At 60.5% G+C, this 25,732-nt stretch carries 20 protein-coding genes, 4 tRNA genes and 2 pseudogenes; 10 read left to right on the forward strand and 16 right to left on the reverse strand.

Annotated elements, in window-relative coordinates:
* Positions 1-21 precede the first annotated feature (21 nt).
* The 7 genes and pseudogenes from clpB to DOCECA_RS00565 form a co-directional block, all read left to right on the forward strand.
* Positions 22-2,586 carry an ATP-dependent chaperone ClpB gene (gene clpB, locus DOCECA_RS00535; protein WP_420767625.1) on the forward strand — a complete coding sequence of 855 codons (2,565 nt, stop codon included), beginning with the start codon at positions 22-24 and terminating at the stop codon, positions 2,584-2,586.
* A 315-nt stretch (positions 2,587-2,901) separates the two neighbouring features.
* Positions 2,902-2,977 (forward strand) — tRNA-Asn (locus DOCECA_RS00540).
* Between the two features lie 7 nt (positions 2,978-2,984).
* Positions 2,985-3,061, forward strand: a tRNA-Pro gene (locus DOCECA_RS00545).
* 5 nt (positions 3,062-3,066) lie between these two features.
* A tRNA-Lys gene (locus tag DOCECA_RS00550) sits at positions 3,067-3,142 on the forward strand.
* 94 nt (positions 3,143-3,236) lie between these two features.
* Positions 3,237-3,313, forward strand: a tRNA-Pro gene (locus DOCECA_RS00555).
* Between the two features lie 153 nt (positions 3,314-3,466).
* Positions 3,467-4,189 (forward strand): annotated as a pseudogene (locus DOCECA_RS00560) (MCP four helix bundle domain-containing protein); the annotation flags it as partial.
* A gap of 303 nt (positions 4,190-4,492) precedes the next feature.
* Positions 4,493-5,092 (forward strand): annotated as a pseudogene (locus DOCECA_RS00565) (methyl-accepting chemotaxis protein); the annotation flags it as partial.
* A gap of 60 nt (positions 5,093-5,152) precedes the next feature.
* Here DOCECA_RS00565 and DOCECA_RS00570 read toward each other — a convergent pair.
* The 3 genes from DOCECA_RS00570 to DOCECA_RS00580 all read right to left on the reverse strand — a co-directional run bounded on the left by DOCECA_RS00570 (position 5,153) and on the right by DOCECA_RS00580 (position 7,409).
* Complete coding sequence (locus DOCECA_RS00570) at positions 5,153-6,451, reverse strand: NAD(P)/FAD-dependent oxidoreductase (RefSeq protein ID WP_420767624.1); 1,299 nt, start codon at positions 6,449-6,451, stop codon at positions 5,153-5,155.
* 69 nt (positions 6,452-6,520) lie between these two features.
* Entirely contained in the window at positions 6,521-6,694 is a 174-nt protein-coding gene (locus DOCECA_RS00575) for a DUF3094 family protein (RefSeq protein ID WP_039593877.1), read from the reverse strand.
* Positions 6,695-6,782: 88 nt separating this feature from the next.
* Positions 6,783-7,409, reverse strand: a complete 627-nt coding sequence (locus DOCECA_RS00580) for a DUF1780 domain-containing protein (RefSeq protein ID WP_030140261.1) — start codon at positions 7,407-7,409, stop codon at positions 6,783-6,785.
* 144 nt (positions 7,410-7,553) lie between these two features.
* Between DOCECA_RS00580 and DOCECA_RS00585 the strand changes: the two genes are divergently transcribed.
* Entirely contained in the window at positions 7,554-8,240 is a 687-nt protein-coding gene (locus tag DOCECA_RS00585; protein WP_420767623.1) for an energy-coupling factor ABC transporter permease, read from the forward strand.
* A gap of 9 nt (positions 8,241-8,249) precedes the next feature.
* Here the strand turns inward: DOCECA_RS00585 and yacG are convergent, their stop codons facing one another.
* The 5 genes from yacG to pilB are packed head-to-tail and all read right to left on the reverse strand — an operon-like array spanning position 8,250 to position 12,867.
* The gene (yacG, locus tag DOCECA_RS00590) at positions 8,250-8,456 is read right to left on the reverse strand and encodes a DNA gyrase inhibitor YacG (protein WP_030140256.1); all 207 of its coding nucleotides are present in this window, start codon (positions 8,454-8,456) and stop codon (positions 8,250-8,252) included.
* Positions 8,453-9,076: a dephospho-CoA kinase gene (gene coaE, locus DOCECA_RS00595; RefSeq protein ID WP_420767622.1), complete on the reverse strand. Its 624-nt coding sequence runs from the start codon at positions 9,074-9,076 to the stop codon at positions 8,453-8,455. The genes yacG and coaE overlap by 4 nt, the downstream gene beginning before the upstream one ends.
* Entirely contained in the window at positions 9,076-9,945 is an 870-nt protein-coding gene (locus tag DOCECA_RS00600) for a prepilin peptidase (RefSeq protein ID WP_434649993.1), read from the reverse strand. Before DOCECA_RS00600 ends, coaE begins: the two co-directional genes overlap by 1 nt.
* Before the next feature lies 1 nt (position 9,946).
* Complete coding sequence (locus DOCECA_RS00605) at positions 9,947-11,164, reverse strand: type II secretion system F family protein (RefSeq protein ID WP_420767620.1); 1,218 nt, start codon at positions 11,162-11,164, stop codon at positions 9,947-9,949.
* Between the two features lie 2 nt (positions 11,165-11,166).
* A complete protein-coding gene (pilB, locus tag DOCECA_RS00610) occupies positions 11,167-12,867 on the reverse strand; it encodes a type IV-A pilus assembly ATPase PilB (protein WP_434649994.1) in 1,701 nt (566 codons plus the stop codon).
* A gap of 225 nt (positions 12,868-13,092) precedes the next feature.
* Here pilB and DOCECA_RS00615 point away from each other — a divergent pair, with 225 nt between their 5' ends.
* Both DOCECA_RS00615 and DOCECA_RS00620 read left to right on the forward strand, forming a co-directional pair.
* Entirely contained in the window at positions 13,093-13,524 is a 432-nt protein-coding gene (locus DOCECA_RS00615) for a pilin (protein ID WP_420767618.1), read from the forward strand.
* Between the two features lie 305 nt (positions 13,525-13,829).
* Positions 13,830-14,183: a BON domain-containing protein gene (locus tag DOCECA_RS00620; protein ID WP_420767617.1), complete on the forward strand. Its 354-nt coding sequence runs from the start codon at positions 13,830-13,832 to the stop codon at positions 14,181-14,183.
* A 317-nt stretch (positions 14,184-14,500) separates the two neighbouring features.
* Here DOCECA_RS00620 and DOCECA_RS00625 read toward each other — a convergent pair whose 3' ends face one another.
* From DOCECA_RS00625 to panB, 8 genes are all read right to left on the reverse strand, one after another.
* Complete coding sequence (locus DOCECA_RS00625) at positions 14,501-14,800, reverse strand: DUF2845 domain-containing protein (RefSeq protein ID WP_420767616.1); 300 nt, start codon at positions 14,798-14,800, stop codon at positions 14,501-14,503.
* Position 14,801: 1 nt separating this feature from the next.
* Entirely contained in the window at positions 14,802-17,735 is a 2,934-nt protein-coding gene (locus DOCECA_RS00630; RefSeq protein ID WP_445571305.1) for a DUF748 domain-containing protein, read from the reverse strand.
* Between the two features lie 118 nt (positions 17,736-17,853).
* Positions 17,854-18,870: a class I SAM-dependent rRNA methyltransferase gene (locus DOCECA_RS00635; protein ID WP_434649997.1), complete on the reverse strand. Its 1,017-nt coding sequence runs from the start codon at positions 18,868-18,870 to the stop codon at positions 17,854-17,856.
* Positions 18,871-19,084: 214 nt separating this feature from the next.
* Positions 19,085-21,022: an acetate--CoA ligase gene (gene acs / locus DOCECA_RS00640; protein WP_434609514.1), complete on the reverse strand. Its 1,938-nt coding sequence runs from the start codon at positions 21,020-21,022 to the stop codon at positions 19,085-19,087.
* Positions 21,023-21,213: 191 nt separating this feature from the next.
* Positions 21,214-22,878, reverse strand: a complete 1,665-nt coding sequence (pgi, locus tag DOCECA_RS00645) for a glucose-6-phosphate isomerase (RefSeq protein WP_420767612.1) — start codon at positions 22,876-22,878, stop codon at positions 21,214-21,216.
* Positions 22,879-23,162: 284 nt separating this feature from the next.
* Positions 23,163-23,543, reverse strand: a complete 381-nt coding sequence (gene panD, locus DOCECA_RS00650) for an aspartate 1-decarboxylase (RefSeq protein WP_003228271.1) — start codon at positions 23,541-23,543, stop codon at positions 23,163-23,165.
* 214 nt (positions 23,544-23,757) lie between these two features.
* Positions 23,758-24,618 (reverse strand): pantoate--beta-alanine ligase, encoded by an 861-nt coding sequence (gene panC, locus DOCECA_RS00655; RefSeq protein WP_434562266.1) that lies wholly within the window; start codon positions 24,616-24,618, stop codon positions 23,758-23,760.
* The gene (gene panB / locus DOCECA_RS00660) at positions 24,615-25,415 is read right to left on the reverse strand and encodes a 3-methyl-2-oxobutanoate hydroxymethyltransferase (RefSeq protein WP_434562268.1); all 801 of its coding nucleotides are present in this window, start codon (positions 25,413-25,415) and stop codon (positions 24,615-24,617) included. The genes panC and panB overlap by 4 nt, the downstream gene beginning before the upstream one ends.
* Positions 25,416-25,732: the final 317 nt, after the last annotated feature.

Raw genomic sequence — 25,732 nt, forward strand, 5'->3', positions numbered from 1 at the left:
TGCTCAAAAGGAAGGTGACCCATGCGTATTGACCGTTTAACCAGCAAATTACAATTGGCCTTGTCCGACGCCCAGTCCTTGGCCGTCGGGCTGGACCATCCCAGTATCGAACCGGCGCATTTGATGCAGGCCATGCTCGAACAGCAGGGCGGCTCGATCAAGCCGCTGCTGATGCAAGTGGGCTTTGACGTCAACAGCCTGCGCAAGGAACTGGCCAAAGAACTCGACCAGTTGCCCAAAATCCAGAATCCGACCGGTGATGTGAACATGTCCCAGGATCTGGCGCGGCTGCTCAACCAGGCCGACCGCCTGGCCCAGCAGAAGGGCGACCAGTTCATTTCCAGCGAACTGGTGTTGCTCGCCGCGATGGACGAGAACAGCAAGCTTGGCAAGTTGCTGCTCGGTCAGGGCGTGAGCAAGAAAGCCTTGGAAAACGCCATCAACAACCTGCGCGGGGGCGATGCGGTCAACGACCCGAACCACGAGGAAGCGCGCCAAGCCCTGGATAAATACACCGTCGACCTGACCAAGCGCGCCGAAGAAGGCAAGCTCGACCCGGTGATCGGCCGTGACGATGAAATCCGTCGAACCATCCAGGTCCTGCAACGGCGCACGAAGAACAACCCGGTCCTGATCGGTGAGCCCGGCGTGGGTAAGACCGCCATCGCCGAAGGCTTGGCCCAGCGCATCATCAACGGCGAAGTGCCGGACGGGCTGAAGGGCAAGCGCCTGCTGTCTCTGGACATGGGGGCGCTGATCGCTGGCGCCAAGTATCGCGGTGAATTCGAAGAACGGCTCAAGGCCCTGCTCAATGAACTGTCGAAGCAGGAAGGCCAGATCATTCTATTCATCGATGAATTGCACACCATGGTTGGCGCCGGCAAGGGCGAAGGCTCGATGGACGCTGGCAACATGCTCAAGCCTGCGCTGGCCCGTGGTGAGCTGCATTGCGTCGGTGCGACCACGCTCAACGAATACCGCCAATACATCGAGAAAGACGCGGCGCTTGAGCGGCGATTCCAGAAAGTGCTGGTGGATGAGCCCAGCGAAGAAGACACCATCGCCATCTTGCGCGGCCTGAAGGAGCGCTATGAGGTCCACCACAAAGTGGCCATCACCGATGGCGCGATCATCGCGGCGGCCAAGCTCAGCCATCGCTATATCACCGACCGTCAGTTGCCGGACAAGGCCATCGACCTGATCGACGAGGCCGCCAGCCGTATCCGCATGGAAATCGACTCCAAGCCCGAAGTGCTGGATCGGTTGGAGCGACGCTTGATTCAACTCAAGGTCGAGTCCCAGGCGCTGAAAAAAGAAAGCGACGAAGCGGCGAAGAAACGTCTGGAAAGGTTGCAGGAAGAAATCGTTCGTCACGAGCGCGAATATTCCGATCTCGAAGAGATCTGGAATTCGGAAAAAGCTGAAGTCCAGGGTTCGGCTCAGATCCAGCAAAAGATCGAACAATCCCGCCAGGAGCTGGAAGCGGCTCGCCGCAAAGGTGACCTCAACCGCATGGCCGAGCTGCAATACGGGGTCATCCCGGACCTGGAGCGCAGCCTGCAGATGGTCGACCAACACGGCAAAAGCGAAAACCAGCTGCTGCGCAGCAAGGTCACCGAGGAAGAAATCGCCGAAGTGGTGTCCAAGTGGACCGGCATTCCGGTCTCGAAGATGCTCGAAGGCGAGCGCGACAAGCTGCTGAAGATGGAAAGCCTGTTGCACCAGCGTGTGATCGGCCAGGAAGAAGCGGTGGTGGCGGTGTCCAACGCCGTGCGCCGGTCCCGTGCCGGGTTGTCGGACCCCAACCGTCCGAGCGGCTCGTTCATGTTCCTCGGCCCGACCGGTGTGGGTAAAACCGAGCTGTGCAAGGCGCTGGCCGAGTTCCTCTTCGATACCGAGGAAGCCATGGTGCGCATCGACATGTCCGAATTCATGGAGAAGCACTCCGTGGCCCGCTTGATCGGCGCACCGCCGGGCTATGTTGGATATGAAGAGGGCGGTTACCTGACCGAGGCCGTGCGTCGCAAGCCGTACTCGGTGATATTGCTCGATGAGGTCGAGAAAGCGCACCCGGATGTCTTTAACATCCTGCTGCAAGTGCTGGAGGACGGTCGCCTGACCGACAGTCATGGGCGCACGGTGGACTTTCGCAACACGGTGATCGTGATGACCTCCAACCTGGGCTCGACGCAGATTCAGGAGTTGGTCGGCGATCGCGAGGCGCAACGTGCCGCAGTGATGGATGCGATCTCTACGCACTTCCGGCCGGAGTTCATCAACCGTGTCGACGAAGTGGTGATCTTCGAGCCGTTGGCCCGGGATCAGATCGCCGGCATCACCGAGATCCAGCTGGGTCGCCTGCGCAGCCGCCTCACCGAGCGCGAGTTGAAGCTGCAACTGAGCGACGAGGCGTTGGACAAGCTGATCGCGGTGGGTTACGACCCGGTCTATGGCGCGCGGCCGCTCAAGCGAGCGATCCAGCGCTGGATCGAAAACCCGTTGGCGCAGTTGATTCTGTCCGGGCGGTTCATGCCGGGCGAAACCGTGACCGGTACCGTGGAAAACGACGAAATCGTCTTCAACTGAAGGCCGGCATCGCCGGATATTGGAATGGCCTTGCATTGCGAGGCCATTTTTTTCATCAGGCCGTTGAACTCAAAGGAAAAGACTTGTAAAGTGCGCCCCGCAGTACGTCACCCCAAGGGCGACTTCTCTTTGGGAAGGAACCTAAAATAAGTTGCAAATCATTGTCTTGAAAGCAATTTAAGGGGTTGACAGAGGTTACGAAGATTGTAGAATAGCGCGCCTCAGACACACGAACGCAGCGATGCTGACGGGTAGAAGAGGTTGAAGCTGGCTTCAATGTTGTAGCTTCAAATAGCAGTAACTTGAAATATCAGTTCCGTGATAGCTCAGTCGGTAGAGCAAATGACTGTTAATCATTGGGTCCCAGGTTCGAGTCCTGGTCACGGAGCCATTTCAATCGGGGTATAGCGCAGTCCGGTAGCGCGCCTGCTTTGGGAGCAGGATGTCAGGAGTTCGAATCCCCTTACCCCGACCATATTTGGGTCGTTAGCTCAGTTGGTAGAGCAGTTGGCTTTTAACCAATTGGTCGTAGGTTCGAATCCCACACGACCCACCATTTTTGAAACCAGTTCGCTGGAATCGAATCTTAAGATCAGAGGCCAAAAGCGCTGATCGAGGAAGGCGACTTGCGAAGGTCGCCTTTTTTTTACCGGGGTATAGCGCAGTCCGGTAGCGCGCCTGCTTTGGGAGCAGGATGTCAGGAGTTCGAATCCCCTTACCCCGACCATATTAAAAATCCTCGTATCGAAAGATACGGGGATTTTTTTTGCCTGCGGAAAAGCCGATGACTTCAAGTCGTCGTACAACCTGCCGATAACCCGCCAACAGGGCAAGCATCGATCGCCCACCTTCAGGCCAACAACAAGAAAAGGCGCCCGACATGTTCCTTCGCCAACTGAATATTGCCCGCCGCGCCGCGCTGGGTTTTGCCTTGATCGCCGTCCTGGTGGCGCTGCTCGGGGTCTTTGCGCTGGGACAGATGTCGAGCATTCGCGACAGTGAGGTCGCGGTGGAAACCCAGTGGTTGCCCAGCATCCGTGGCGGAGACGAGATCCGTGAATTGATGCTGCGCATTCGCACCATTTCCCTGCGCATGGCCTTGGACCAGGACCCGAAAAACATTGCGGTGTATCGCGGCCAGATGGATACCCGGGATAAAGAACTGAGCGAAAAAATCGCCAGTTACGACAAATTGGTCGTCACGCCGGAAGGCAAGGCGCTTTACGACCAGTTCAAACAGACTTTCGCCGCCTATCGCTCGGGTATCGCCCAGTCGTTTACCTTGGCGGAGCAGGGGCGTCGGGATGAGCTGATCAAGTTGTTGCTGGTGGACATGAAAACCGTGGTGGACGGTTCGGGCAAACAGCTCAATGATCTGGCGGAATTATTCTCCAAGCAGGTGTCGATCGAGAGCCAGAAGTCCCAGGAGCACTACGTCAATTCCCGCATGATCGTCAGCCTGTTCATTGTGCTTGCCGCCCTGGCTACGGTGGCCCTGGCCATGTTGCTCACGCGCAGCATCGTCAAGCCCCTGGGCGAGGCGCTGAATGCTGCGCAGAGCGTAGCCCGGGGTGACCTGACCCGGCCGATCGAGACCCATGGCAACGATGAAGTCAGCCGTTTGCTCATGGCGCTGGCGGCCATGCAGCAGAATCTGCGTGAGACGTTGCAGGGCATCAGCGGCTCGGCCGCGCAACTGGCCACGGCAGCCGATGAGCTGAACGCCGTCACGCTCGACAGCACCCACAGCCTGCAGCAGCAGAACAACGAAATTGAACAGGCTGCCACTGCCGTCACCGAGATGACCACCGCCGTGGAGGAAGTCGCGCGCAACGCCGTTTCAACCTCCGACGCCACCCGCCAATCCAGCGAATCGGCGACGTTGGGGCAGGAGCGGGTCAGCGACACCGTCGACGCCATCAGCGCGCTCGCCAACGATGTTCAGGTTACCGGCGGCCTGGTGCAGTCACTGGCCAGCCAATCCCAGGATATCGGCAAAGTGCTGGATGTGATTCGGGCCATTGCCGAGCAGACCAACTTGCTGGCCCTTAACGCGGCCATTGAAGCGGCCCGGGCGGGAGAGAGCGGGCGGGGGTTTGCGGTGGTTGCCGACGAGGTGCGGGCGCTGGCGTATCGCACGCAGCAATCGACCCAGGAGATCGAGCAGATGGTCCAGGGCATGCGCAGCGGTGCCACCCAGGCGCTGGATTCCATGCAAGCCAGTTCCAGCCGTGCGGCGAGCACCCTCGCGATGGCGGAGCGGGCAGGGGAAGCGCTGCAAACCATTACGGCATCGGTCAGCGAGATCCATGAGCGCAACCTGGTCATCGCCAGTGCCGCCGAAGAACAGGCGCAAGTGGCTCGCGAGGTTGATCGCAACCTGGTGAATATTCGCGATTTGTCCGTGCGCTCGGCTTCCGGCGCGGATCAGACCAGTGCCTCCAGCCATGAATTGTCGCAGCTTGCAAACTCGCTGCGCACGATGGTGCAGCGGTTTCAGGTTTGATTGACGACTAAGTGCTGGACGGGCGGTGTTCCCACGCGAAGCGTGGGAACGATCGTCATGTCAGTGCAGTTTCAACCGTGGCTCGGTCCCACGCCCGATCTTGCTACCCAGCATCAGCATCGCGGTACGGAACATCCCGTACAGCGCCATCTGGTGCATGCGGTACAACGACACATAGAACATCCGCGCCAGCCAGCCTTCAAGCATCACGCTGCCGGTCAGGTTGCCCATCAGGTTACCCACCGCCGAAAAGCGCGACAGCGAGATCAGCGAGCCGTAGTCAGTGTATTTGTATTCAGGCAAGGCCTTGCCCTCGATCCGCAACTTCAGCGATTTAGCCAGCAGCGAGGCTTGCTGATGCGCTGCCTGGGCGCGGGGTGGGACGTTGCGGTCGCTGTCCGGTTGCGGGCAGGCGGCGCAGTCGCCGAAGGCAAAGATGTTGTCGTCGCGAGTGGTCTGGAGTGTCGGCAGCACCTGCAGCTGGTTGATCCGGTTGGTCTCCAGTCCGTCGATGTCCTTGAGGAATTCTGGCGCGCGGATCCCGGCGGCCCAGACTTTCAGGCTCGCGTCGATCACTTTGCCGTCCGCCGTAATCAAGCTGTCGGCAGTCACCTGGCTGACGGAGGCGTTGGTCATGACATTCACCCCAAGTTTTTCCAGGGTTTTGTGCACTGGCCCGCCGATCCGCTCTGGCAGTGCCGGCAAGACCCGTGGGCCCGCCTCGATCAGGGTGATGTGCATGTTCTCCGGTTTGATCCGGTCCAGGCCGTAGGCATGCAGTTCGTGGGCGGCGTTGTGCAGCTCGGCCGCCAGTTCAACGCCGGTCGCACCGGCGCCGACGATCGCAACGCTGATGCGCTCGATGGTATCGGTCTGCCCGGCGTGAGCGCGCAGGTAGTGGTGAAGCAACTGCTGGTGGAAGCGCTCGGCCTGCTTGCGGGTATCGAGGAACAGGCAATGCTGCGCCGCGCCCTCGGTGCCGAAATCGTTGGTGGTGCTGCCCACCGCAATCACCAGCGTGTCGTAGCCCAGCTCCCGGGCTGGCAACAGCTCGACGCCCGCCTCGTCATAGGTGGCGGCCAGTTGGATTCTCTTGTTCTCGCGATCCAGGCCGCTCATGCGCCCGAGCTGGAACTCGAAGTGGTTCCATTTCGCCTGGGCCACATAGTTGAGTTCGTCTTCGGAGGAGTTGAGGGAGCCGGCCGCTACTTCGTGGAGCAACGGTTTCCAGATGTGGGTCAGGTTCGCGTCGACCAGCATCACACTGGCCGTGCCACGCTTGCCCAGGGTCTTACCCAGACGGGTAGCCAACTCCAGACCGCCGGCGCCGCCGCCAACGATGACAATACGATGAGTCATGGGGATATCTCGCAAGGCTAAAGGAATTCGGTGCCGTTACCTGCGCGAGCGTCAATGACAAAAAGCGGCTCATAGCGTCAGGTAACTGATCAATCGGCTCAACAGGCCCAGGCCAATCGTGATGGCCAGTACCACCACCAGGAGCATCCACGGCCGGAAAGGCCGGCGCTCGACTCGGTGCTGGGACAGTTGCAGGTACTCTTCGACATGCTTCTGGTCATCTGGGTTCAGGCGGCTGGTCATAAAGGCCTCGTCAGGTAGACGTTGCGGAATGTGAAGACGTTACAGTGTCTGGCTATCCGGCGTATACAGCCCTGAGACGACAAGCGAATCACAGGCTGATCCCCACGTCGAAGACAATGCTGCGGCCCAGGTTGCCTCGCAGGAAGTCCGGCGCATCGGGGTGGGCGAACAGCACCCGGGCGAACGTCGGCCCCACCAGCGACAGCGAGCGCCAGCCCTGGCGCAGGTATTCGGTCGGCGGTGGGAAGTGGCTGTTGAGGTCCAGGACTTCGCGCTTGAGGCTGGCGAACGCGATGATGTCCAGTTCGCCCAGGTCCATGCCACGCTCGGTGTAGTTATGGGCTTTCTTGCGTAGGGTCGGTGCCAATCTCATCAGAAACTCATTGGCGGGAATTCGTCGGGGCTTGGCCTCGCGCCGCACCAGTTGGCTCAGTGAGAAGGCACTACGACGACGCTGCAGTTCATCGCGCCATTCGTCATTGAGACGACGGCCCTCGTCGAGCACAAAAAATACTTCGAAATTGGCGTCGCGAAACAGCACATCCGGCGGCTCTCCGGCCGGAGCGAATTCGTCGGCGCGATAAGGCACGTTGAGCCCTTGCAACAGGCGCTGGCAGACCCACCGCTCACGCTCCCATTTGCGGGCGTTGGAGAGAAAGGCGTTGGCCTGCTCGGCCGCGATGGTCAGCAGGCGTAAATAATCGGAATCATCCATGAACCCAAGCTTAGCGTTCAATTGCTACAAGCCCAAAGCGTTGCGTTGATTAATGGCGTCCCGTGGGGAGGTGTAGACTGCCAGCTTGAATCTCGGGGCGACCACGGGGTCTGTGTTGCACGGGCATGCCAAAGGAGTAGATCGATGATCGGAGCCGAATTGCTCTCGTCGCAGACCTTGGTGGCCGGCTGGCTGATCTATGTGCCGGCGCTGGCCTGGGCGGTGGCGCGTGCTCCGTGGGTCGAGCTGTTTACCGACGGTCGTCGCCAGCATCTGTTGTTCGGCACGGTGTTCGCGCTGTTCATGTTGTGGCTGGTGCGACGAGACTTCGACACGGGCGTTTCGTATCACTTCATCGGCCTGACCGCCGTGACTCTGCTGTTGGACTGGCCGCTGGCGATCCTTGGTGGCTTGTGCGCGCAGCTCGCGCTGGTGCTGCTGGGCCGTCAGGACATGATGGCGGTCGGCATCAACGGCGCGCTGTTGGTTCTCCTGCCAGTGCTGATCACCGAGTGTTGCGCGATCCTGGTGGAGCGTGCCCAGCCGCGCAACCTGTTTGTGTATATCTTCTGCTCGGGGTTCCTGGCTGCCGCGCTTTCGGCGCTGGTCTGCCTGCTGCTGGGGCTGGGCCTGCTCTGGCATGACGGCATATTTGCCATGCCTTACTGGCTGGGGGATTTCATCGGCTACCTCTGGCTGATCATTTTTCCCGAGGCTTTCATCAACGGCATGGTGGTCAGCGCGTTGGTGGTGTTCAGCCCCGAATGGCTGGAGACTTTCAACCGCACGCGCTACCTGTCGGCACCCTGGAACGACGACGACAAGCCTTGATTGCGCTGTTTAATGGTGGGAACGAGGGTTGAAGTCTTCGCTGAACAACTCATCCTCGGCATCCGGGGCCACGGGGATCTTGTGTTCTTCCGACGCCCAGGCGCCCAGGTCGATCAGCTTGCAGCGATCTGAGCAGAATGGCCGGAATTTACTTTCAGGGGTCCACTCGACCGGGGCGCCACAGGTTGGGCAATCGACGATGGGGGGTTGGCTCATGGTTGGCCTCCACGCAAGGTAAGGTAAAAGTGATGCAGGCGCTCGACCTCGCTGTGCAGCCAGGTGAGATCGCGGTCGTTGACCACCACATCGTCGGCATGGTTCAGGCGGTCCTGACGGCTGGATTGGGCCTTGAGGATCGCCTGGACCTGCTGTTCGCTGGTCTGGTCGCGCTGCAAGGTGCGTTCGATCTGCAGTTGTTCAGGCGCGTCGATCACCAGGATCCGCTGGGTCATTGCGTATTGTCCCGACTCGATCAACAGCGGTGACACCAGGATCGCGTAGGGCGATTGGGCCTGCCCCAGATGATGGGCAATTTCCTCGGCAATCAGCGGGTGCAGCAGCTTTTCCAGCCAACGACGCTCATCGGCATTCTCGAAGATCAGCGTGCGCAGCGCCGAGCGATCCAGCGCGCCGTCTGCCTGCAACACGCCAGGGCCGAAGTGCTCGGCAATGCTTGCCAGTGCCGGGCGTCCAGGTTCGACCACCCAGCGCGCCGCATGATCGGCATCGATCGCGTGCACGCCCAGGTCGATGAAATGCTGGGCGGCGGCGCTCTTGCCGCTGCCGATGCCGCCGGTCAGGCCGAGAATCCAGGGTTTTTTCGCAGGGCTGTTCATTAGAAACCGACTGACTGCCAATAGAAGTCGGTTATTTGACCACCCCAGAGCAGCGCAATCCAGCCGGCGATGGCCAGATAGGGGCCGAAGGGGATTTGTGTCGAGGCCGGCGCGTCCCGCATGCGCAGCACAATAATGCCGACGACGGCGCCCACCAGCGAAGACAGCAACAGCGTCAGCGGCAAGATTTGCCAGCCCCCCCAGGCTCCCAGCATCGCCAGCAACTTGAAGTCGCCGTAGCCCATGCCTTCCTTGCCGGTGATCAGTTTGAAGACCCAGAACACCGACCACAGCGCCAGATAACCCGCCACCGCGCCCCACAATGCCTGGTTCAGCGAGACGAACAGCTCGAAGCTGTTGACGATCAGCCCCAGCCACAACAACGGCAGCACGAGGGTATCGGGCAGCAGCTGATGCTCGGCGTCGATCAGGCTCATGGACAGCAGGCCCCAGCTCAGCACCATCGCCATCGCGGCGTGCCAGCCGAAGCCGAAATGCCAGGCAACGAAAGCCGACAGCGCGCCGCAGGCCAGTTCGGTCAGTGGGTAGCGCTTGCCGATGGGCGCGGCGCAACTCGAACAACGGCCGCGCAACATGAGGTAGCTCAGCAGCGGAATATTTTCCCACGCCCGGATACGGTGGCCGCAATGAGGGCATTGGGAATGAGGCAGCATCAGGTTGTAGACCGGGCCAGGGGCTTGCGTCGGCAGGCCCAGCAGGTCCTGGGCTTGCAGGCGCCATTCACGGTCGAGCATCTTGGGCAGGCGCCACGCCAGCACATTGAGAAAGCTGCCGACGATCAGCCCGAGCAGCAATGCGGTCAGCACGAAAGCCAAGGGATAAAGCACGAAGAATTCGCTCAGGGGCATGTCAGATCGCAGAGCCGAGTTGGAAGATGGGCATGTACATGGCAACCACAAGGCCACCGACCACCACCCCCAGGATTACCATGATGAAGGGTTCCATCAGGCTGGTGAGGTTGTCCACCAGATTATCCACCTCGGCTTCATAAAAACTCGCCACCTTGTCGAGCATGTCATCCAGCGCGCCTGATTCTTCGCCGATGGCGGTCATCTGAATCGCCAGGTTCGGGAAAACGCCGGAAGCGCGCATTGAAAAATTCAACTGCATGCCGGTCGAGACATCCTGCCGGATGCGTTGTACCGCGCGCTTGAACACTACGTTGCCGGTAGCGCCCGACACGGAGTCGAGGGCTTCGACCAATGGTACGCCGGCCGCAAAGGTCGTCGACAGCGTACGGGCGTAGCGAGCCACGGCGGACTTGTACATCAAGGTGCCGATCAAGGGCAGCTTGAGCAGCCATTTGTCTCGCCAGTCACGAAATGCCTGGGAACGCTTGAGCGCATATTTCACGCCGAAGAACCCACCCACCAGCCCGCCCAGCAACATCCACCACCACTCTTGCAAGAACTCCGACAAGCCGATGACCATCAGCGTGAAGGCCGGCAGCTTTGCGCCAAAGCCTGCGAATACCGACTCGAACTGCGGCACGACCTTGATCAGCAGGATGCTTGTGACCACGGCGGCAACGGCGATCACCGCGGCAGGATAGGTCATGGCTTTCTTGATCTTGGCCTTGAGGGCCTCGCTTTTTTCCTTGTAGGTCGCGACGCGGTCCAGCAGCGTGTCCAGGGCACCGGCCTGCTCACCGGCATCTACCAGGTTGCAGTACAACTCGTCGAAATACTGGGGGCATTTGCGCAGCGAGGCGGCGAAGCTGTTACCGGCGGCGACCTCCTGCTTCACCTCGTCCACCAACTTGCGCATATTCGGGTTGTCGAAGCCCTCGCCAATGATGTCGAACGCCTGCAACAGCGGCACCCCGGCCTTGAGCATCGTCGCCATCTGGCGGGTGAACAGGGCGATGTCCAACGGCTTTATGCGCTTGCCCTTGCTGAATATCGAGGTGGACTTTTTGCGAACCTTGCCCGGGTTGATGCCCTGCTTGCGCAACTGTGCCTTGACCAGTGCCGGGCTTTGGCCGGTCAGTTCGCCGGACATTTTCGTGCCTTTGCGGTCTTTGCCTTCCCACGTGTAGACGTCGGTTTTTACTGCCTTGACCGCCATGTTCAATCCTTGGTGACCCGGTTGATTTCTTCGAGGCTGGTGATGCCTTGCATCACTTTGAACAGCCCCGAGGTGCGCAAGTCGTTAAAGCCGTCCTTGCGCATCTGCAGGTCGATTTCCAGGGAGTTGCCCTCGGCCATGATCAATCGTTGCAGCTCTGGCGTGTTCTTCACCACTTCGTATACCCCCACGCGACCTTTGTAACCGCTGTTGCACTGTTCGCAACCGACCGGCTCATAGATCGTGAATGAGCCGATGCGTTCCCGGGGGAAACCCTCTTTAAGCAGGGTTTCCTCGGGAATCTCGATGGCTCTCTTGCACTGTGCGCACAGCTTGCGCGCCAGGCGCTGGGCGATGATCAGGTGGACCGCCGTGGCAATGTTGAAGCCGGGGATGCCCATGTTCTGCAGGCGGATCAGTGTTTCGGCGGCGCTGTTGGTGTGTAGGGTGGACAGCACCAGATGCCCGGTCTGGGCGGCCTTGATGGCGATTTCGGCGGTTTCCAGGTCACGGATCTCGCCGACCATGATCACGTCCGGGTCCTGACGCAGGAACGAGCGCAGGGCATGGGCGAAATCCAAGCCCTGGCGCGGGTTCACGTTGACCTGGTTGATGCCTTCCATATTGATTTCCACCGGGTCCTCCGCCGTGGAGATATTGATATCCACGGTGTTGAGGATGTTCAGGCCGGTGTAGAGCGACACGGTCTTGCCCGAGCCGGTCGGCCCGGTCACCAGGATCAACCCTTGTGGTTGCTTCAAGGCTGTCATGTACAGGTCTTTCTGTTCCGGCTCATAGCCCAGGGCATCGATGCCCATTTGCGCGCTGGAGGGATCGAGGATCCGGATCACCACTTTTTCCCCCCACAGCGTGGGCAGGGTATTGACCCGGAAGTCGATGGACTTGGTCTTCGACAGGCGCATCTTCAGTCGACCGTCCTGGGGTTTGCGTCGCTCGGAAATGTCCAGGCTCGCCATGACTTTCAAGCGCGCGGCAATGCGGTTGGCTAGCTGGATGGGAGGCTTGGCGACCTCCCGCAGCATGCCGTCGGTACGCACCCGCACCCGGTAGGTTTTCTCATAAGGCTCGAAGTGCAGGTCGGAAGAGCCGCCTTTGATCGCGTCCAGCAGCATCTTGTTGACGAAACGCACGACCGGCGCATCGTCGCCGTCCTGCCCCGCGATAGTGTCCTGCTTGCGGTCGTCGATCGACTCGATGTCCAGGCCGTCGAGATCGACGTCGGCCATGCCCTCCAGGCCGGTGCTGCTGGATTCGAAGAATTTTTCGATGGCATCGCTGAGCTTGTCGTCTTCCACCAGGATGGCTTCGGTGGTCAGGCCGGTGCTGAACTGGATGTCGTTGATGGCTTGGTGATTGGTGGGGTCGGAAATGCCCACATAGAGCTTGTTGCCGCGCCGCCACAGCGGCAGCACGTGATGCTGGCGCACCAGTTTCTCGCTGACCAGGCCGGCGGGCTGGTTGTCTTTGTCTAGGCTGTTGAGGTCCAGCAGGGCGATACCAAAATGCTCGGAGGCGATTTCCGCCACCTGGCGGCTCTGGATCAGTTTGTTTTGCACCAGGTAGCTGACCAGGGGCACTCGGTTGCGCTGGGCCTGTTGAAAAGCCTGCTGCGCGCTTTGTTCGGTGATCAGTTCAGCCAACACCAATTGCTTGGCCAGGCCGCTGAGGGCGATGTCATTCATGGGGATACCGGACGCGGACTGTTCATGATTTATAGCCTAGTCAAGCATCGGTGGCTGACCAGCGAGCAGAGGTGACAAAAAGCGTCAGATAGTGCGGCTGTTGGGGTAGGACGTTGATCCCATGCGGCAGGGAAAGCCTGGGCTGGCGGGGCTTCCAGGGTTGGCATGTGCCCTGCAATGACCGTTTCAGGTCATGAGATTTCGACTCATGCACGGGAGATGTCTATGAATAAGCAAAAGGGTTTTACACTGATCGAGCTGCTGATCGTGGTGGCGATCATTGGGATCCTGGCGACGTTTGCGTTGCCGCAGTACTCGAAGTACCAGGCGCGGGCGAAGGTGACGGTCGGGCTGGCGGAAGCTTCTTCATTGAAGGTGCCGGTTGAAGACCTTCTGAATAAAGGTACAACGCCAACCGCTGCCAACACGGGCGTACCGGCGTCGAGCAATAACTGCACGATGACCATTGGGGGTGACGCGGCCGCTGGGACGGCCAGCATCACTTGCACTATCAAAGAGGCACCTGCCTCCATCATAGGCAAGACGATCATTCTCAGCCGTGCCGGGACAGGTGCCTGGACATGTACTTCTAACGTTGCGGAAGAGTTCTTGCCTGCGGGCGGTTGCACAGCAGCGGCTGGCGCGGCAGCGGGTTGACAGTTGTTGCGAGACTAACCAAAGCCCCGCATCAGCGGGGCTTTGTCATTTAGCGGGGGTAATCTCCAATATTGAAATAACCTCGGTAATTCATGAGCTTAGCAATCCGGCAAAACCCGCATGTTGCATGTACCAAATCCCTCGGTCATGCAATTTGCATGATTATGAAAATAACCGCTTCGCTTAACTTATTGATTTATAACGAATTTCACGTCGTTTCAAAACTGGCACAGCCTTCGCACTACTCCTGACAACCTGCCGCGATGCAATTTCGGCAGTTTCTGAGAAAAACAGGAGTTACTCGTATGAAGAAGTTCGCTATCACTGCCGCTGCTGCCACTGCACTGACCCTGACCATGGCTAGCGCTTTCGCCGAGACCACCCAAGCAACTCAGGCCCCGATGATGCTGGCTGCGGGCGAAGTGACAGAGGCTAAGGAAGACGTTTCCGATACCTGGATCACCACCAAGGTCAAGGCCGACCTGGTGACCGAGAAAGGCATTCCAGGCTCCGACATCAAGGTTGAAACCAACAAGGGCGTCGTGTCCCTGTCTTCGACCGCTGTGTTGAGCGATGCCCAGAAAGACACCGCCGTCGCGATCGCCAAGAAAATCAAAGGCGTACGTGATGTGTCGGCCGATGGCCTGAAATCCGAGTAAGGCAAGGCTTCTCGCCTGGACGGGAGAAGGCGTGGCAAGCGGGCTGTGTTTTACGCTTGCCGATGCTTTGGAGTTCATGCGAAAGGCCACATGGACGTGGCCATTACAGGCCCCCGGCATTCGTGCCGGGGGCCTGTTCTATTCTGGGAGAGGAAATGTGAGCCAGTCAGGGAGACCGAGTTGCCCCCATCGCGAGCAAGCTCGCTCCCACGGCGGACCGAGTTTCTTCAGGTAGAAATGCAATCAAATGCGGGAGCGAGCCTGCTCGCGAAGGCGTCGGCACTGTCGCTGCAGATACCCTGGAATAGCCCAACCAATCACCGCCCACGCTTGCTGGTAATCTCCACCAGCCGATTCCTCTCGAAGCGCAAGTACTGGTACATCCCGCTACGGGGTCCGTAAGTCCATTCCTCCACCGGATACTCCTCCCGGCGGTTGACGCTGCGTTTGTAGCCAAGATCATCACGCGCTGCAGGCTGTCCACATTTTTGCAGCACCTCGCTCGTACGATCACCGATGCTGATCAAATGGCTGCCACAGCGCAACGTATTGGCGGCTGTGGCCTGGCCCGCTGCCAATAGCAGCAGACTCAGGCTGAATCCGTACCAATACTTCATTTCATTCTGCATCCAGATGCATTGGCGTAATGACGGTGCCGTCCTTTTCGGCCTGGCCCAGGCTGGCGTCAATGAAGTACACGCGGTCATCGGCCAGCTTGCCCTTGTCCACGAGGAAATCCTTGATGCTGCTGGCCCGCTCCTGGCCCAGTTCGCGCAACAGTACATCACTACCGCTCCAGAACTTGATGACGCCTTCACGGAGCTTGTCGATGCGGGCCTGTTTGTCCAGTTGCGTCCATTCAGCCGGTGGCTGGGTCTTCAGGCGGGTGCGGTAGATACCTTCCAGCAGCGGGGCTTTTTCGTCTTCCGGTACTTGCAACAGGGAAGCCTTGGCCGGGACTTTATCGCCTCGGCGCTGCAGTATCTTGTAGTAGTTGTACTGATATTCGCGTTCCAGGCGCTGGGCGGCGAGCAGCGGGCCGTCACTGCTCTGGGCGGCGGTACCCTCGATCTCCAGGCGCAGTTCCGGACGTTTGCCCAACGCCTCGGACAACTTCAACAACACGCTTTCGTTGTCCTGGCTCAGGTCGCTTGAGCCGGGGGCGAACGCCACGCTGCCCAAGTCTTCCGAACCGCCGCCGGCCACCAGCCCGCCGATGAGCTTGAACGGTGCCTGGGCAGCGCGGACCACCAGGTTGCGCAGGGTTTGCCAGACAATTGGCATCACGCTGAACTGCGGGTCGTTGAGGTTGCCGGAGACAGGCAGTTCAATGGAGATCCTGCCTTCGGAGTCCTTGAGCAGGGCGACGGCCAGCTTCAGCGGCAGGCTCACGGCGTCCGGGCTGTCGACCTTTTCGCCCAATTGCAATTGCTCGACCACGACTTTGTTGTCGGCCTGGAGCTGGCCCTTGGTGATCCGGTAATGCAGGTCGAGGTTGAGCCGGCCCTTGCGGATGCGATAGCCGGCGAACTTGCCGGAGTAAGGCGTCAGGGTCGTCAATTCGACCCGCTTGAAACTGGTGGCGATATCGAGACTGGCCATCGGGTCGAAGGGGTTGACCGCGCCCTTTATGGTCACCGGTGCGTAGCGGTCGACCTTGCCTTTTACGTCCACGGTGGCGGGCTTGGCCTGGCGGCTGTCGATGGTGCCGATCTCTCCGTTGAGCTGCTGGATGGCCGTGGCGAAGTTCGGCGTCAGGCTGAAGTCGGCAAAATTGGCCGAACCGTCATTGATCGCAATGGCTCCGACGTGAATGCCCAGCGGCTTTTCCTTCGATGCCGGTTTGGCCCCGCTGTCCTTGGCCGTGCCGTCGGCGGGTTGCGGGATCAACAGGTCGTCGACGTTGGTGGTGCGATCGTCATTGATCATGAACCGCGCGTAGGGTTGGAGCAGATTGACCTTGGCGATCGACAGGCTGTCGCCATGCTGGTAGTTGAGGCCCTGGAGTTCAAGGCGTTGCCATTTGAGGAAGTCGCGGGTCTTGAGCGTATCGAGGGTGTGCAACTGGTCGACCTGGGCGCGGCCGGTGACGGCAAATGCCAACGGCTCGGTGCTCTTGAGATCCACCACCAGGTCGCTGCCGAGCATCCCGGAGCGTAGCTCCAGGCGAATGAACGGGTTGATGTAGGCCTGGGCGACTCGCAGGTCGATGTCCTGGGTCTTGACGTTGAGCTTCGCGGTGACCGGGTTGAGGTTGACCACGCCGTCGGCGAGTAACTTGCCCTGCTTGCCCAGCCCGGTATCCAGCTTCAGGTTGAAGGGCGAGCCGTTGAGGGTGTCGTAGTTTTGCAGGTCGAGGTTCAGTGGGCCAACCTCCAAGGCTACGGGCGGCTGTGCCTGACGGTCGGCCAGGTGCACCTGGTAATCGCGCAACTGCACGTCTTTGAGCAGCACTTGCCACGGTTTGCTGGGTGCTGTCGGCTCAGGCTTGGGCGAGTCGGCGGCTGCCGGGGCCGAGGCGGGTTCGGCCTTGACCTGCGGTTTGGCTGGCTGGCTGGCGAATAGCTTCTGCCAGTCCAATTGTCCGTCCGCTTCCCGAGCGGCCCAGGTTTCCAGCTTTTGACTGCGGATCTTGCCGACGATGACCTGCTGCTTCGCCAGGTCCACGGAGGTTTCGCTTACGTCCAGGCGCTCCAGCCGTGCCAATGGACGGCCGTCAGGCGCCTTCATGGCGAACGGCGCGACGCTGACCGCTGCGTTGCTGAGCAGCAATTGCGTGCCCTGGGCGAGGTTGAGCTTGTAGTCGGTGCTGAGGTTCAGCACGCCGTTTTCCAACACCAGGGGCACCGCGTCACGCACGTAGGGCCACCAGGCTTTCATCTGTCCATCGGTAATTTTCAGTGTGCCCTCGGAGGCAATTGGCGCGAGGCTGAAATTGCCCGTCCAGTCGATCTGCCCACCCTCGGGGCCCGCGGCCACCAATGTCATGTCTGCGCTGTCGTCGGGCAGGGTGCTGAGGTTTTTCAGCTCGAAATCGAGGGCGTCGTACAAAAACTCGATGGGCTCGCTGGGGCGCAGGTCCTGGAAATGCACGTAGCCGCTGGCAAGCCTGACCCGATCCACCCGCAGGGGAAACGGCTTGGCATCCGGATCGGCCGGGGTCGGCTCGCTGGGTGGCAGTTTGAACAGGCCCAGCAGGTTCAATTGGCCGTCCTTGGCGAACAACACTTCGGTCTTGGGCTTGTCCAGTTCGATGTCCGCCAGGTGCAGGGCGCCCGTCCACAGGCTGTCGACATGCAGGTTGGCGTAGAGGCGTTCGAAGCCGACCTGCTCCTTGCCCGGCTCGCCGACGATCAGGCCCCACAAGGTCAATTCAAGGCTGAAGGGATTGAGTTCGATACGCTGGATCTGGGCCGGCACCGTGGCGTGGGCAGCCAGTTGCTGATTGACGATGCGCACGGCGATGCCCGGCAAGATCAGGAAACCCATCAAGCTGTAGAGGGCCAGTGCGGTCAACAGGGCGCCGAAAGCGCGAATCAATCCTTTGGGCATGTGTGGCTTCGTCTGGTATGAATCGGAGTGCCTTGGAGTATGGCATGCGTTTACGGTTCCGAAGCCACTGTGTTTTATGAGATTTGTCCGTTTTTTTGGTGGGATCGCTGAGGCGTGCTCAGAATTGAAGAATCAGCGTTTTGAGCGGTGGCTGCTGGTCCCGCGACGGGAAATCGTCGCCGGGCGCCAGCACGCTCCACTCGCGGACCGGGCGACCAGCCTTTTGCGCACAACGCAGGACTTGTTCACGCCAGTCCTCCATGGGCACTTTCGCCAGGTTGTTGCAGCAGATCAGCACCCCATCGTCGGCGGTAGCGAGCAGTGCCGGCTTGAGCAGGCTCTGGTAGTCGCGCAATAAATCGACGGTGCCGAATGCGCTCTTGGCCCACGCGGGTGGGTCGAGGAGCACCAGATCGTACTGGCGCTGTTCCAGGCGCACGTAACTTGGAAGTTTCTGTCCGCGCCGTTGGCTGACGGGCAGGCCGGCCAGCTGGCGGATTGCTGGAAAATAATCCGATTGTACGAATTCCATCGTCGGCAGCTCGGGATTGAGCAGGCCATTCTCGCGGCCCACCGCCAGATTGCCTTCGGCAAAATCCAGGTTGCAGACCTCCCGCGCCCCGCCGGCCGCCGCGCTGAGCCCTACACCACAGGTGTAGGCAAACAGGTTCAGCACGCTTTTGTTCCGGCTGTGCGCCTTGACCCAGCCGCGGGCGTTGCGCAAGTCGAGAAACAACAACGGATCCTGCCCGGCATGGCGGCCGCGGACGCGGTAGTTCAAACCCCACTCATGCCCGACGAGGTCTTGCAGGGCGGCCTCATCGGCCTGGTAGACGCTGTCCTGACGGTCGATACGCGAATTGCCCCGGGAGCGGTCGTTATAGACCAGCAGGGTGTCGAGGTGCAGGTGTTCATTGACGATGCCGTGCAGCTGCAGCAAGGGTTCCAGTTCCAGCGACTGATGGAAACTCTGCACCAGCAGTTGCGGGCCATAGCGGTCGACGGTGAGGCCCGGCGCGCCTTCCTGGCTGCCGTGGAACAGGCGATAGCAATCGGTGCCTTGCTGGTGCAGTTGGTCGAGCAGGGCCTGGCGCTGGTCGAGGGCGGCGCGCAGCGCCAGATTCAAGGAAGACATGCCGGGCGCGCCTTAGAGAAATGAGGCGCGGGAGTTTAGCAGTTATGGATACTCGGGTATTGTCTGCAGATTTGCGTCAGGCAGCGATTTGTGGCGAGGGAGCTTGCTCCCGCTGGGGTGCGAAGCGCCCCCTTTTTTCAAAGGGGCGATAGCGATTGCGTCTGCTGCGCAGCCGAGCGGGAGCAAGCTCCCTCGTCACGGGGTTTATGTTGCCTCAGCGGTTCAGGCGTTTGTCGATCAAACCCTCCACCACGCTCGGGTCGGCCAGGGTCGAGGTGTCACCCAGGCTGTCGAGCTCGTTGCAGGCGATCTTGCGCAGGATCCTGCGCATGATCTTGCCTGACCGGGTCTTTGGCAGCGCCGGCGCCCACTGGATCAGCTCCGGCTTGGCGAAACTGCCGATTTCCTTGCTGACATGGGCCAGGAGCTCTTGCTTCAACGCGTCGTTGGCCTCGACGCCGTCCATTGGCGTGACAAACGCATAGATGCCCTGGCCCTTGAGGTCGTGGGGATAACCAACGACGGCCGCCTCGGCGATGTTGTCGTGCAACACCAGCGCGCTTTCCACTTCGGCGGTGCCGATGCGGTGGCCCGAGACGTTGATGACGTCGTCGATACGTCCGGTGATCCAGTAGTCGCCGTCTTCGTCGCGGCGGGCGCCGTCGCCGGTGAAGTAATAGCCGGGGTAGGGTTTGAAGTACGTATCGACCATGCGTTGATGGTCACCGTAGACGCTACGAATCTGTGCCGGCCAGCTGGATTTGATCGCCAGCACGCCACTGCCCGGCCCGCTGATCTCCTTGCCGGTCTCATCCAGCAGCACCGGCTGCACGCCGAACATCGGCCGAGTGGCGCAGCCCGGCTTGAGCCTTGGCGCGCTCACCAAGGGGCTGAGCATGATGCCGCCGGTTTCGGTCTGCCACCAGGTATCGACAATCGGGCAGCGCTGCTCGCCGACGACGTTGAAGTACCATTCCCACGCCTCGGGGTTGATTGGCTCACCGACGCTGCCGAGCAAACGCAGGCTCTTGCGAGACGTGTCCTGCAAGGGGGCGGCACCTTCGCGCATCAGGGCGCGCAGGGCGGTCGGCGCGGTGTAGAAGATATTGACCTGGTGTTTGTCGATTACCTGCCAGAACCGCGAACTGCTCGGGTAGCTCGGCACGCCTTCGAAGATCAGCGTGGTGGCGCCGTTGGCCAGCGGGCCGTAGACAATATAGCTGTGGCCGGTGACCCAGCCGACGTCGGCGGTGCACCAGAACACTTCGTTGTCGCGGTAGTCCAGCACGTACTTGAAAGTCATCGCGGCTTGCAGCAGATAGCCGCCGGTGGTGTGCAGCACGCCCTTGGGCTTGCCGGTGCTGCCGGACGTATAGAGGATGAACAGAGGGTCTTCAGCGTCCATCGGCTCGGGCGGGCAATCGTCGCTCACTTCATGAGTGGCCTGGTGATACCAGAGATCACGGCCTTCGACCCAATCCACCTCGCCCTGGGTGCGCTCGACCACCAGCACGGTGCTGACGTTCGGGCAGCTTTGCAGCGCCTTGTCGACATTACGCTTGAGGGGTATGAAGCGCCCACCGCGTACGCCTTCGTCGGCGGTGATGACGGTGCGGCAGTCGGCGTCGAGGATCCGGTCGCGCAGTGAATCCGGCGAGAATCCACCGAACACCACCGAATGCACCGCACCGATGCGGGTGCAGGCGAGCATGGCGTACGCCGCCTCCGGGATCATCGGCATGTAGATACATACCCGGTCGCCTTTCTTCACCCCACGGCTTTTCAACACATTGGCCAGTCGGCAAACATGGTGATGAAGTTTGCTGTAGGTAATTTGTGCCGATTCGGCAGGGTTGTCGCCTTCCCAGATGATCGCTGTCTGATCGCCTCGGGCTTCCAGGTGACGGTCAATGCAGTTGGCGCTGACGTTCAGCTTGGCGCCGGTGAACCAACTGGCTTCGCCACTCCTGAGGTCGTAGCGCTGGACGGTCTGCCACGGCGTCATCCAGTCGAGAAAGCGCGTGGCCTGCTCGGCCCAGAAGGCGCTGGGGTGTTCGATGGATTCCTTGTAGAGCCGCTTGTACTCGTCTTGACTCAGTTGCGCAGCCCGGCGGACGGCATCGGCTTGGGGGTACTGGCTGATATCGAACATGACGGTTCCTTATTCTTGTTTTGCGACAAGATATAAAGATGCGCCCAGTGGCCGTAGGGTTCAAGTCACCCATAAGCAACTGTGGGAGCGAGCCTGCTCGCGAATGCGGTGTGTCAGTCAACTTAGGTGTGAACTGATCGACCGCTATCGCGAGCAGGCTCGCTCCCACAAAGGCAATGCAAAACCTGGGATCAGCCGCGATGACGCCCGCGGAAATAATTGATCAGGCCTTGGGTCGAGGCGTCTTCGGCCGCGCTTTCCTCGCTGCCCACCAGACGGTTGTAGACGCCTTTGCCCAGTTCCTTGCCCAACTCCACGCCCCACTGGTCGAAGGCGTTGATGCCCCAGACCACGCTTTGTACGAAGACCTTGTGTTCATACAGCGCGACCAGTGCACCGAGACGGCGCGGGCTGATGCGTTCCACCACCAGGGTGTTGCTCGGACGGTTGCCCGGGATCACCTTGTGGGCGGCCAGTTTCTGTACGTCTGCTTCGCTGACGCCTTTCTCACGTAGCTCGGCCTCGGCTTCGGCGCGGGTCTTGCCGAGCATCAGCGCCTGGCTCTGGGACAAGCAGTTGGCGTACAGCCACTGGTGATGGTCGGAAACCGGGTTGAAGCTGACGATCGGCACGATGAAGTCGGCCGGGATGAATTGGGTGCCCTGGTGCAGCAACTGATGGTAAGCGTGCTGGCCGTTGGCGCCGACGCCGCCCCAGATCACCGGGCCAGTGTCGGTGGACACCGGCGTGCCGTCCTGGCGGACGCTCTTGCCGTTGGACTCCATGTCCAGCTGTTGCAAATGCTTGGTGATGTTGCGCAGGTAGTGGTCGTACGGCAGGATCGCGTGGCTCTGCGCACCCCAGAAGTTGCCGTACCACACGCCCAGCAATGCCAACAGCACCGGCATGTTCTGTTCGAACGGCGCACTCTGGAAATGCTGGTCCATGGAATAGGCGCCGGACAGCAATTCCTTGAAGTTCGACATGCCGATGGCCAGGGCGATCGGCAGGCCGATGGCTGACCACAGCGAGTAACGCCCGCCGACCCAATCCCACATCGGAAAGATGTTTTCTTCGCGGATGCCGAAGGCCACGGCGGCGGCGTTGTTGCTCGACACCGCGATGAAGTGGCGATACAGCTCCGCTTCCGAACCGCCTTGGGCCAGGTACCAAGCACGTGCAGCTTGGGCGTTTTTCAGGGTTTCGAGGGTGTTGAAGGATTTCGACGAGACAATGAACAACGTGGTCTCGGCGCGCAGTTTCATCGTCAGCTCGTGGAACTCGCTGCCGTCGATGTTCGCCAGGTAATGGCAGCGAACGCCCTTATGCGTATAGGACAACAACGCTTCGGATACCAGCTGTGGGCCGAGGAAGGAGCCACCGATACCGATGTTCACCACGTCGGTGATCGGCTTCTCGGTGTAACCGCGCCACAGGCCGTCGTGAATGCGGCCCACCAGGTCGGTGATCTGGTTCAGCACTTTATGCACGTCTGGCATCACGTTGACGCCATTGACCAGCAACTTGTCGCCGACCGGGCGACGCAAGGCGGTGTGCAGGGCGGGGCGGTTTTCCGAGGCGTTGACGATTTCTCCTTCGAACAGCGCCTTGATCGCGCCCTGGAGGTCGACTTCGTTCGCCAGGCCCACCAGCAGGTCGCGGGTCTGGGCGTTGATCAGGTTCTTCGAATAGTCGAGAAACAGGCCGCAGCTCGACAAGGTGAATTGGTTGAAACGCTGCGGATCGGCATTGAACGCTTCGCGCATGCTGAAATCCTGCATGGCTTTGCGGTGGTCATTCAGCGCTTGCCAGGCGGGCAGAGCGGTCACGTCTTGAGGAGTTCGGTAATACGCCATCGCTGCGGGTTTCCTTTTTACTTGAACGACCTTTTGTACACGAAAAATTCCGGCGCGGCTCGAAGCGGGCTTCCGGATAACTGCACCGACACGATCACCAGGCGCAGGGCGACTACAGTAAACCTCGCGTTGCGATCTGTCTTGACTTTGTCTGACAGTTTCCCGGTACTTTTTTATACAGCGGGGGATGGAAGGGGCCGACAGACGGAACGCGGTGGATCCTGATGAACCACTGTGGAAGCGAGCTCGCTCCCACACAAGTATGGTGATGCGGGGGGTTTCGGTCAGGCGACCTGAACCGGAATGGCGTTGCTGGTATGGCTCAGTTCGTTGCCCGGCGCCATGTAGAGCATGCGAGGCTTGAAGTTGAGCAGCTCGGCTTCGCTGTAGTGGGCGTAGGCGCAGATGATGACGCGATCGCCCACCTTGGCCTTGTGCGCGGCGGCGCCGTTGACTGAAATCATCCGCGAGCCTTCTTCGCCACGAATCGCGTAGGTGGTGAAGCGCTCGCCGTTATCGACGTTGTAGATCTGGATCTGTTCGTATTCACGGATGCCCGACAGGTCCAGCCATTCACCGTCAATGGCGCAGGAGCCTTCGTAATCGAGCACGGCGTGAGTGACTTCGGCGCGGTGCAACTTGGCCTTGAGCATGATGGCGTGCATGGGTGTTTCCTCAGGTCGGGTCCAAACGGCGGGCAGTTTGCCCGAAGGCTTTGGGAGCGGCAATACGGCTGGAATTTGCAAATGCAGTCTGTTGAATACCACATCCCCCTGTGGGAGCGAGCCTGCTAGAGATAGCGGTGTGCCAGTCAAAGTCGATATCAACTGATCTACCGTTATCGCGAGCAGGCTCGCTTCCACGTTCGGACTGAGGTGTTCAGGCGGGCGCGTCGAGATCCAGGTGCAGGTTGTCGATCAACCGTGTGGTGCCCAGGAAAGCAGCGGCCAGGATCACCAGGTCGCGGTCCTCGCTCACGGCCGGACGCAAGGTTTTGGCGTGACGGATTTCCAGGTAGTCGGGGCGCAGGCCCGCGGCTTCGAGTTGCTTGAGCTGTTCATCGATCAACGCCGGATAATCCCGTTGCCCCTGCTGGATAGCTTGAGCGATCTGGCTCAGGACGCGATAGACCACGGGCGCGACGGCGCGCTGCTCGGGGCTGAGGAAGCCGTTGCGCGACGACAGCGCCAGGCCGTCCTCGGCGCGGACGGTTGGCTCACCGATAATCTGGATCGGCATGTTCAGGTCATGGACCAATGCGCGGATCACCGCCAATTGCTGGAAATCTTTCTGGCCGAACACTGCCAGGTCCGGCTGGACCATATTGAACAGTTTGCTCACCACGGTCGCCACACCCTCGAAATGCCCCGGACGGCTGGCTCCGCACAATCCTTCGGACAACTGCGGGACGCTGACCCGGGTCTGCCCGGCCATGCCATCGGGATACATTTCCTCGACACCGGGTGCGAACAGCAGATGACAACCGGCCTGAAGCAGTTTTTCCTGGTCAGCGGCGAGGGTGCGGGGATATTTGTCCAGATCCTCGCCAGCGCCAAATTGCAGCGGGTTGACGAAAATACTTGCCACGACGAAATCGGCTCGTTGCGAGGCTTTGGTCACCAGGGCCATGTGGCCGCTGTGCAGGTTGCCCATGGTCGGCACGAAAGCGATGCGCTTGCCCTCGCCGCGGGCGCGGGCCACTGCGGCGCGGAGTTCGCGTACGGTCTTGACGGTGTTCATGCGGAGAATCCGTGCTCAGCGCCGGGAAAGGACGCAGCCTTCACTTCAGCGACATAGGCCTGCAGGGCTGCCTGGATAGAGGGTTGCCCAGCCATGAAGTTTTTCACGAATTTCGGCACGCGACCGGTGATCGACAGCCCGAGCATGTCGTGGAGCACCAGCACCTGGCCGTCGGTGGCGTTGCCGGCGCCGATGCCGATCACCGGGATGCTCACTGCCTGGGTGATTTCCTGGGCCAGTTCGCTGGGCACGCATTCGAGCAACAGCATGGCGGCCCCGGCCTGTTCCAGCGCGATTGCATCGGCACGCATCTGCCGCGCCTGGTTTTCACTGCGACCCTGGACCTTGTAACCCCCCAGGATATTCACCGCCTGGGGGGTGAGGCCCAGGTGTGCGCATACCGGGACACCACGCTCGGCCAGCAAGCGGATCGAATCGGCCAGCCACAACGCGCCTTCGATCTTGACCATGTGCGCGCCGGCCTGCATCAGCAGGGCGCTGTTGGTCATGGTTTGCTCGAGGGTGGCATAGGCCATGAAGGGCAGGTCGGCGAGGATCAGCGCATCGGTGTTACCGCGTTTGACGGCGGCCACATGGTAGGCCATGTCGGCGGTTGTCACCGGCAAGGTGCTGTCATGACCTTGCAGCACCATGCCGAGGGAGTCGCCCACCAGCAACACTTCAACTCCGGCCTCGTTGCAGGCATTGGCGAAGGTGGCGTCATAGCAGGTCAGCATGGTGATCTTCTCACCTTTCTGCTTGAGACCTTGCAGCGTGGTCAGGGTAATAGCTGGCATGAAAAAGTCCTCATTAGGCGCTCCAATACAGGCGCACCTTCTATGCGCGGTGCTTGTAAGGCCTGGATTGCACCCATTAGCGCCGCGTTGGCGGCGACGGGACGCCTATAGTCGTGAGGAGTACCGGGGAAGTCAATTGGATGTGTTACCGCCGGGTGTTACCGGGGTTACTGATGCGTTTCAGCGCAGGGGCGTGTTTCGAATCTGACTGCCGGGTCCCGGATCCTGTGGGAGCGAGCTTGCTCGCGATAGCGCTGTGTCAGTTACAGGTGGGGCAACTGATCCACCGGCATCGCGAGTAAGCTCGCTCCTACAGG

It is taken from the genome of Pseudomonas sp. E102 (assembly GCF_052660185.1).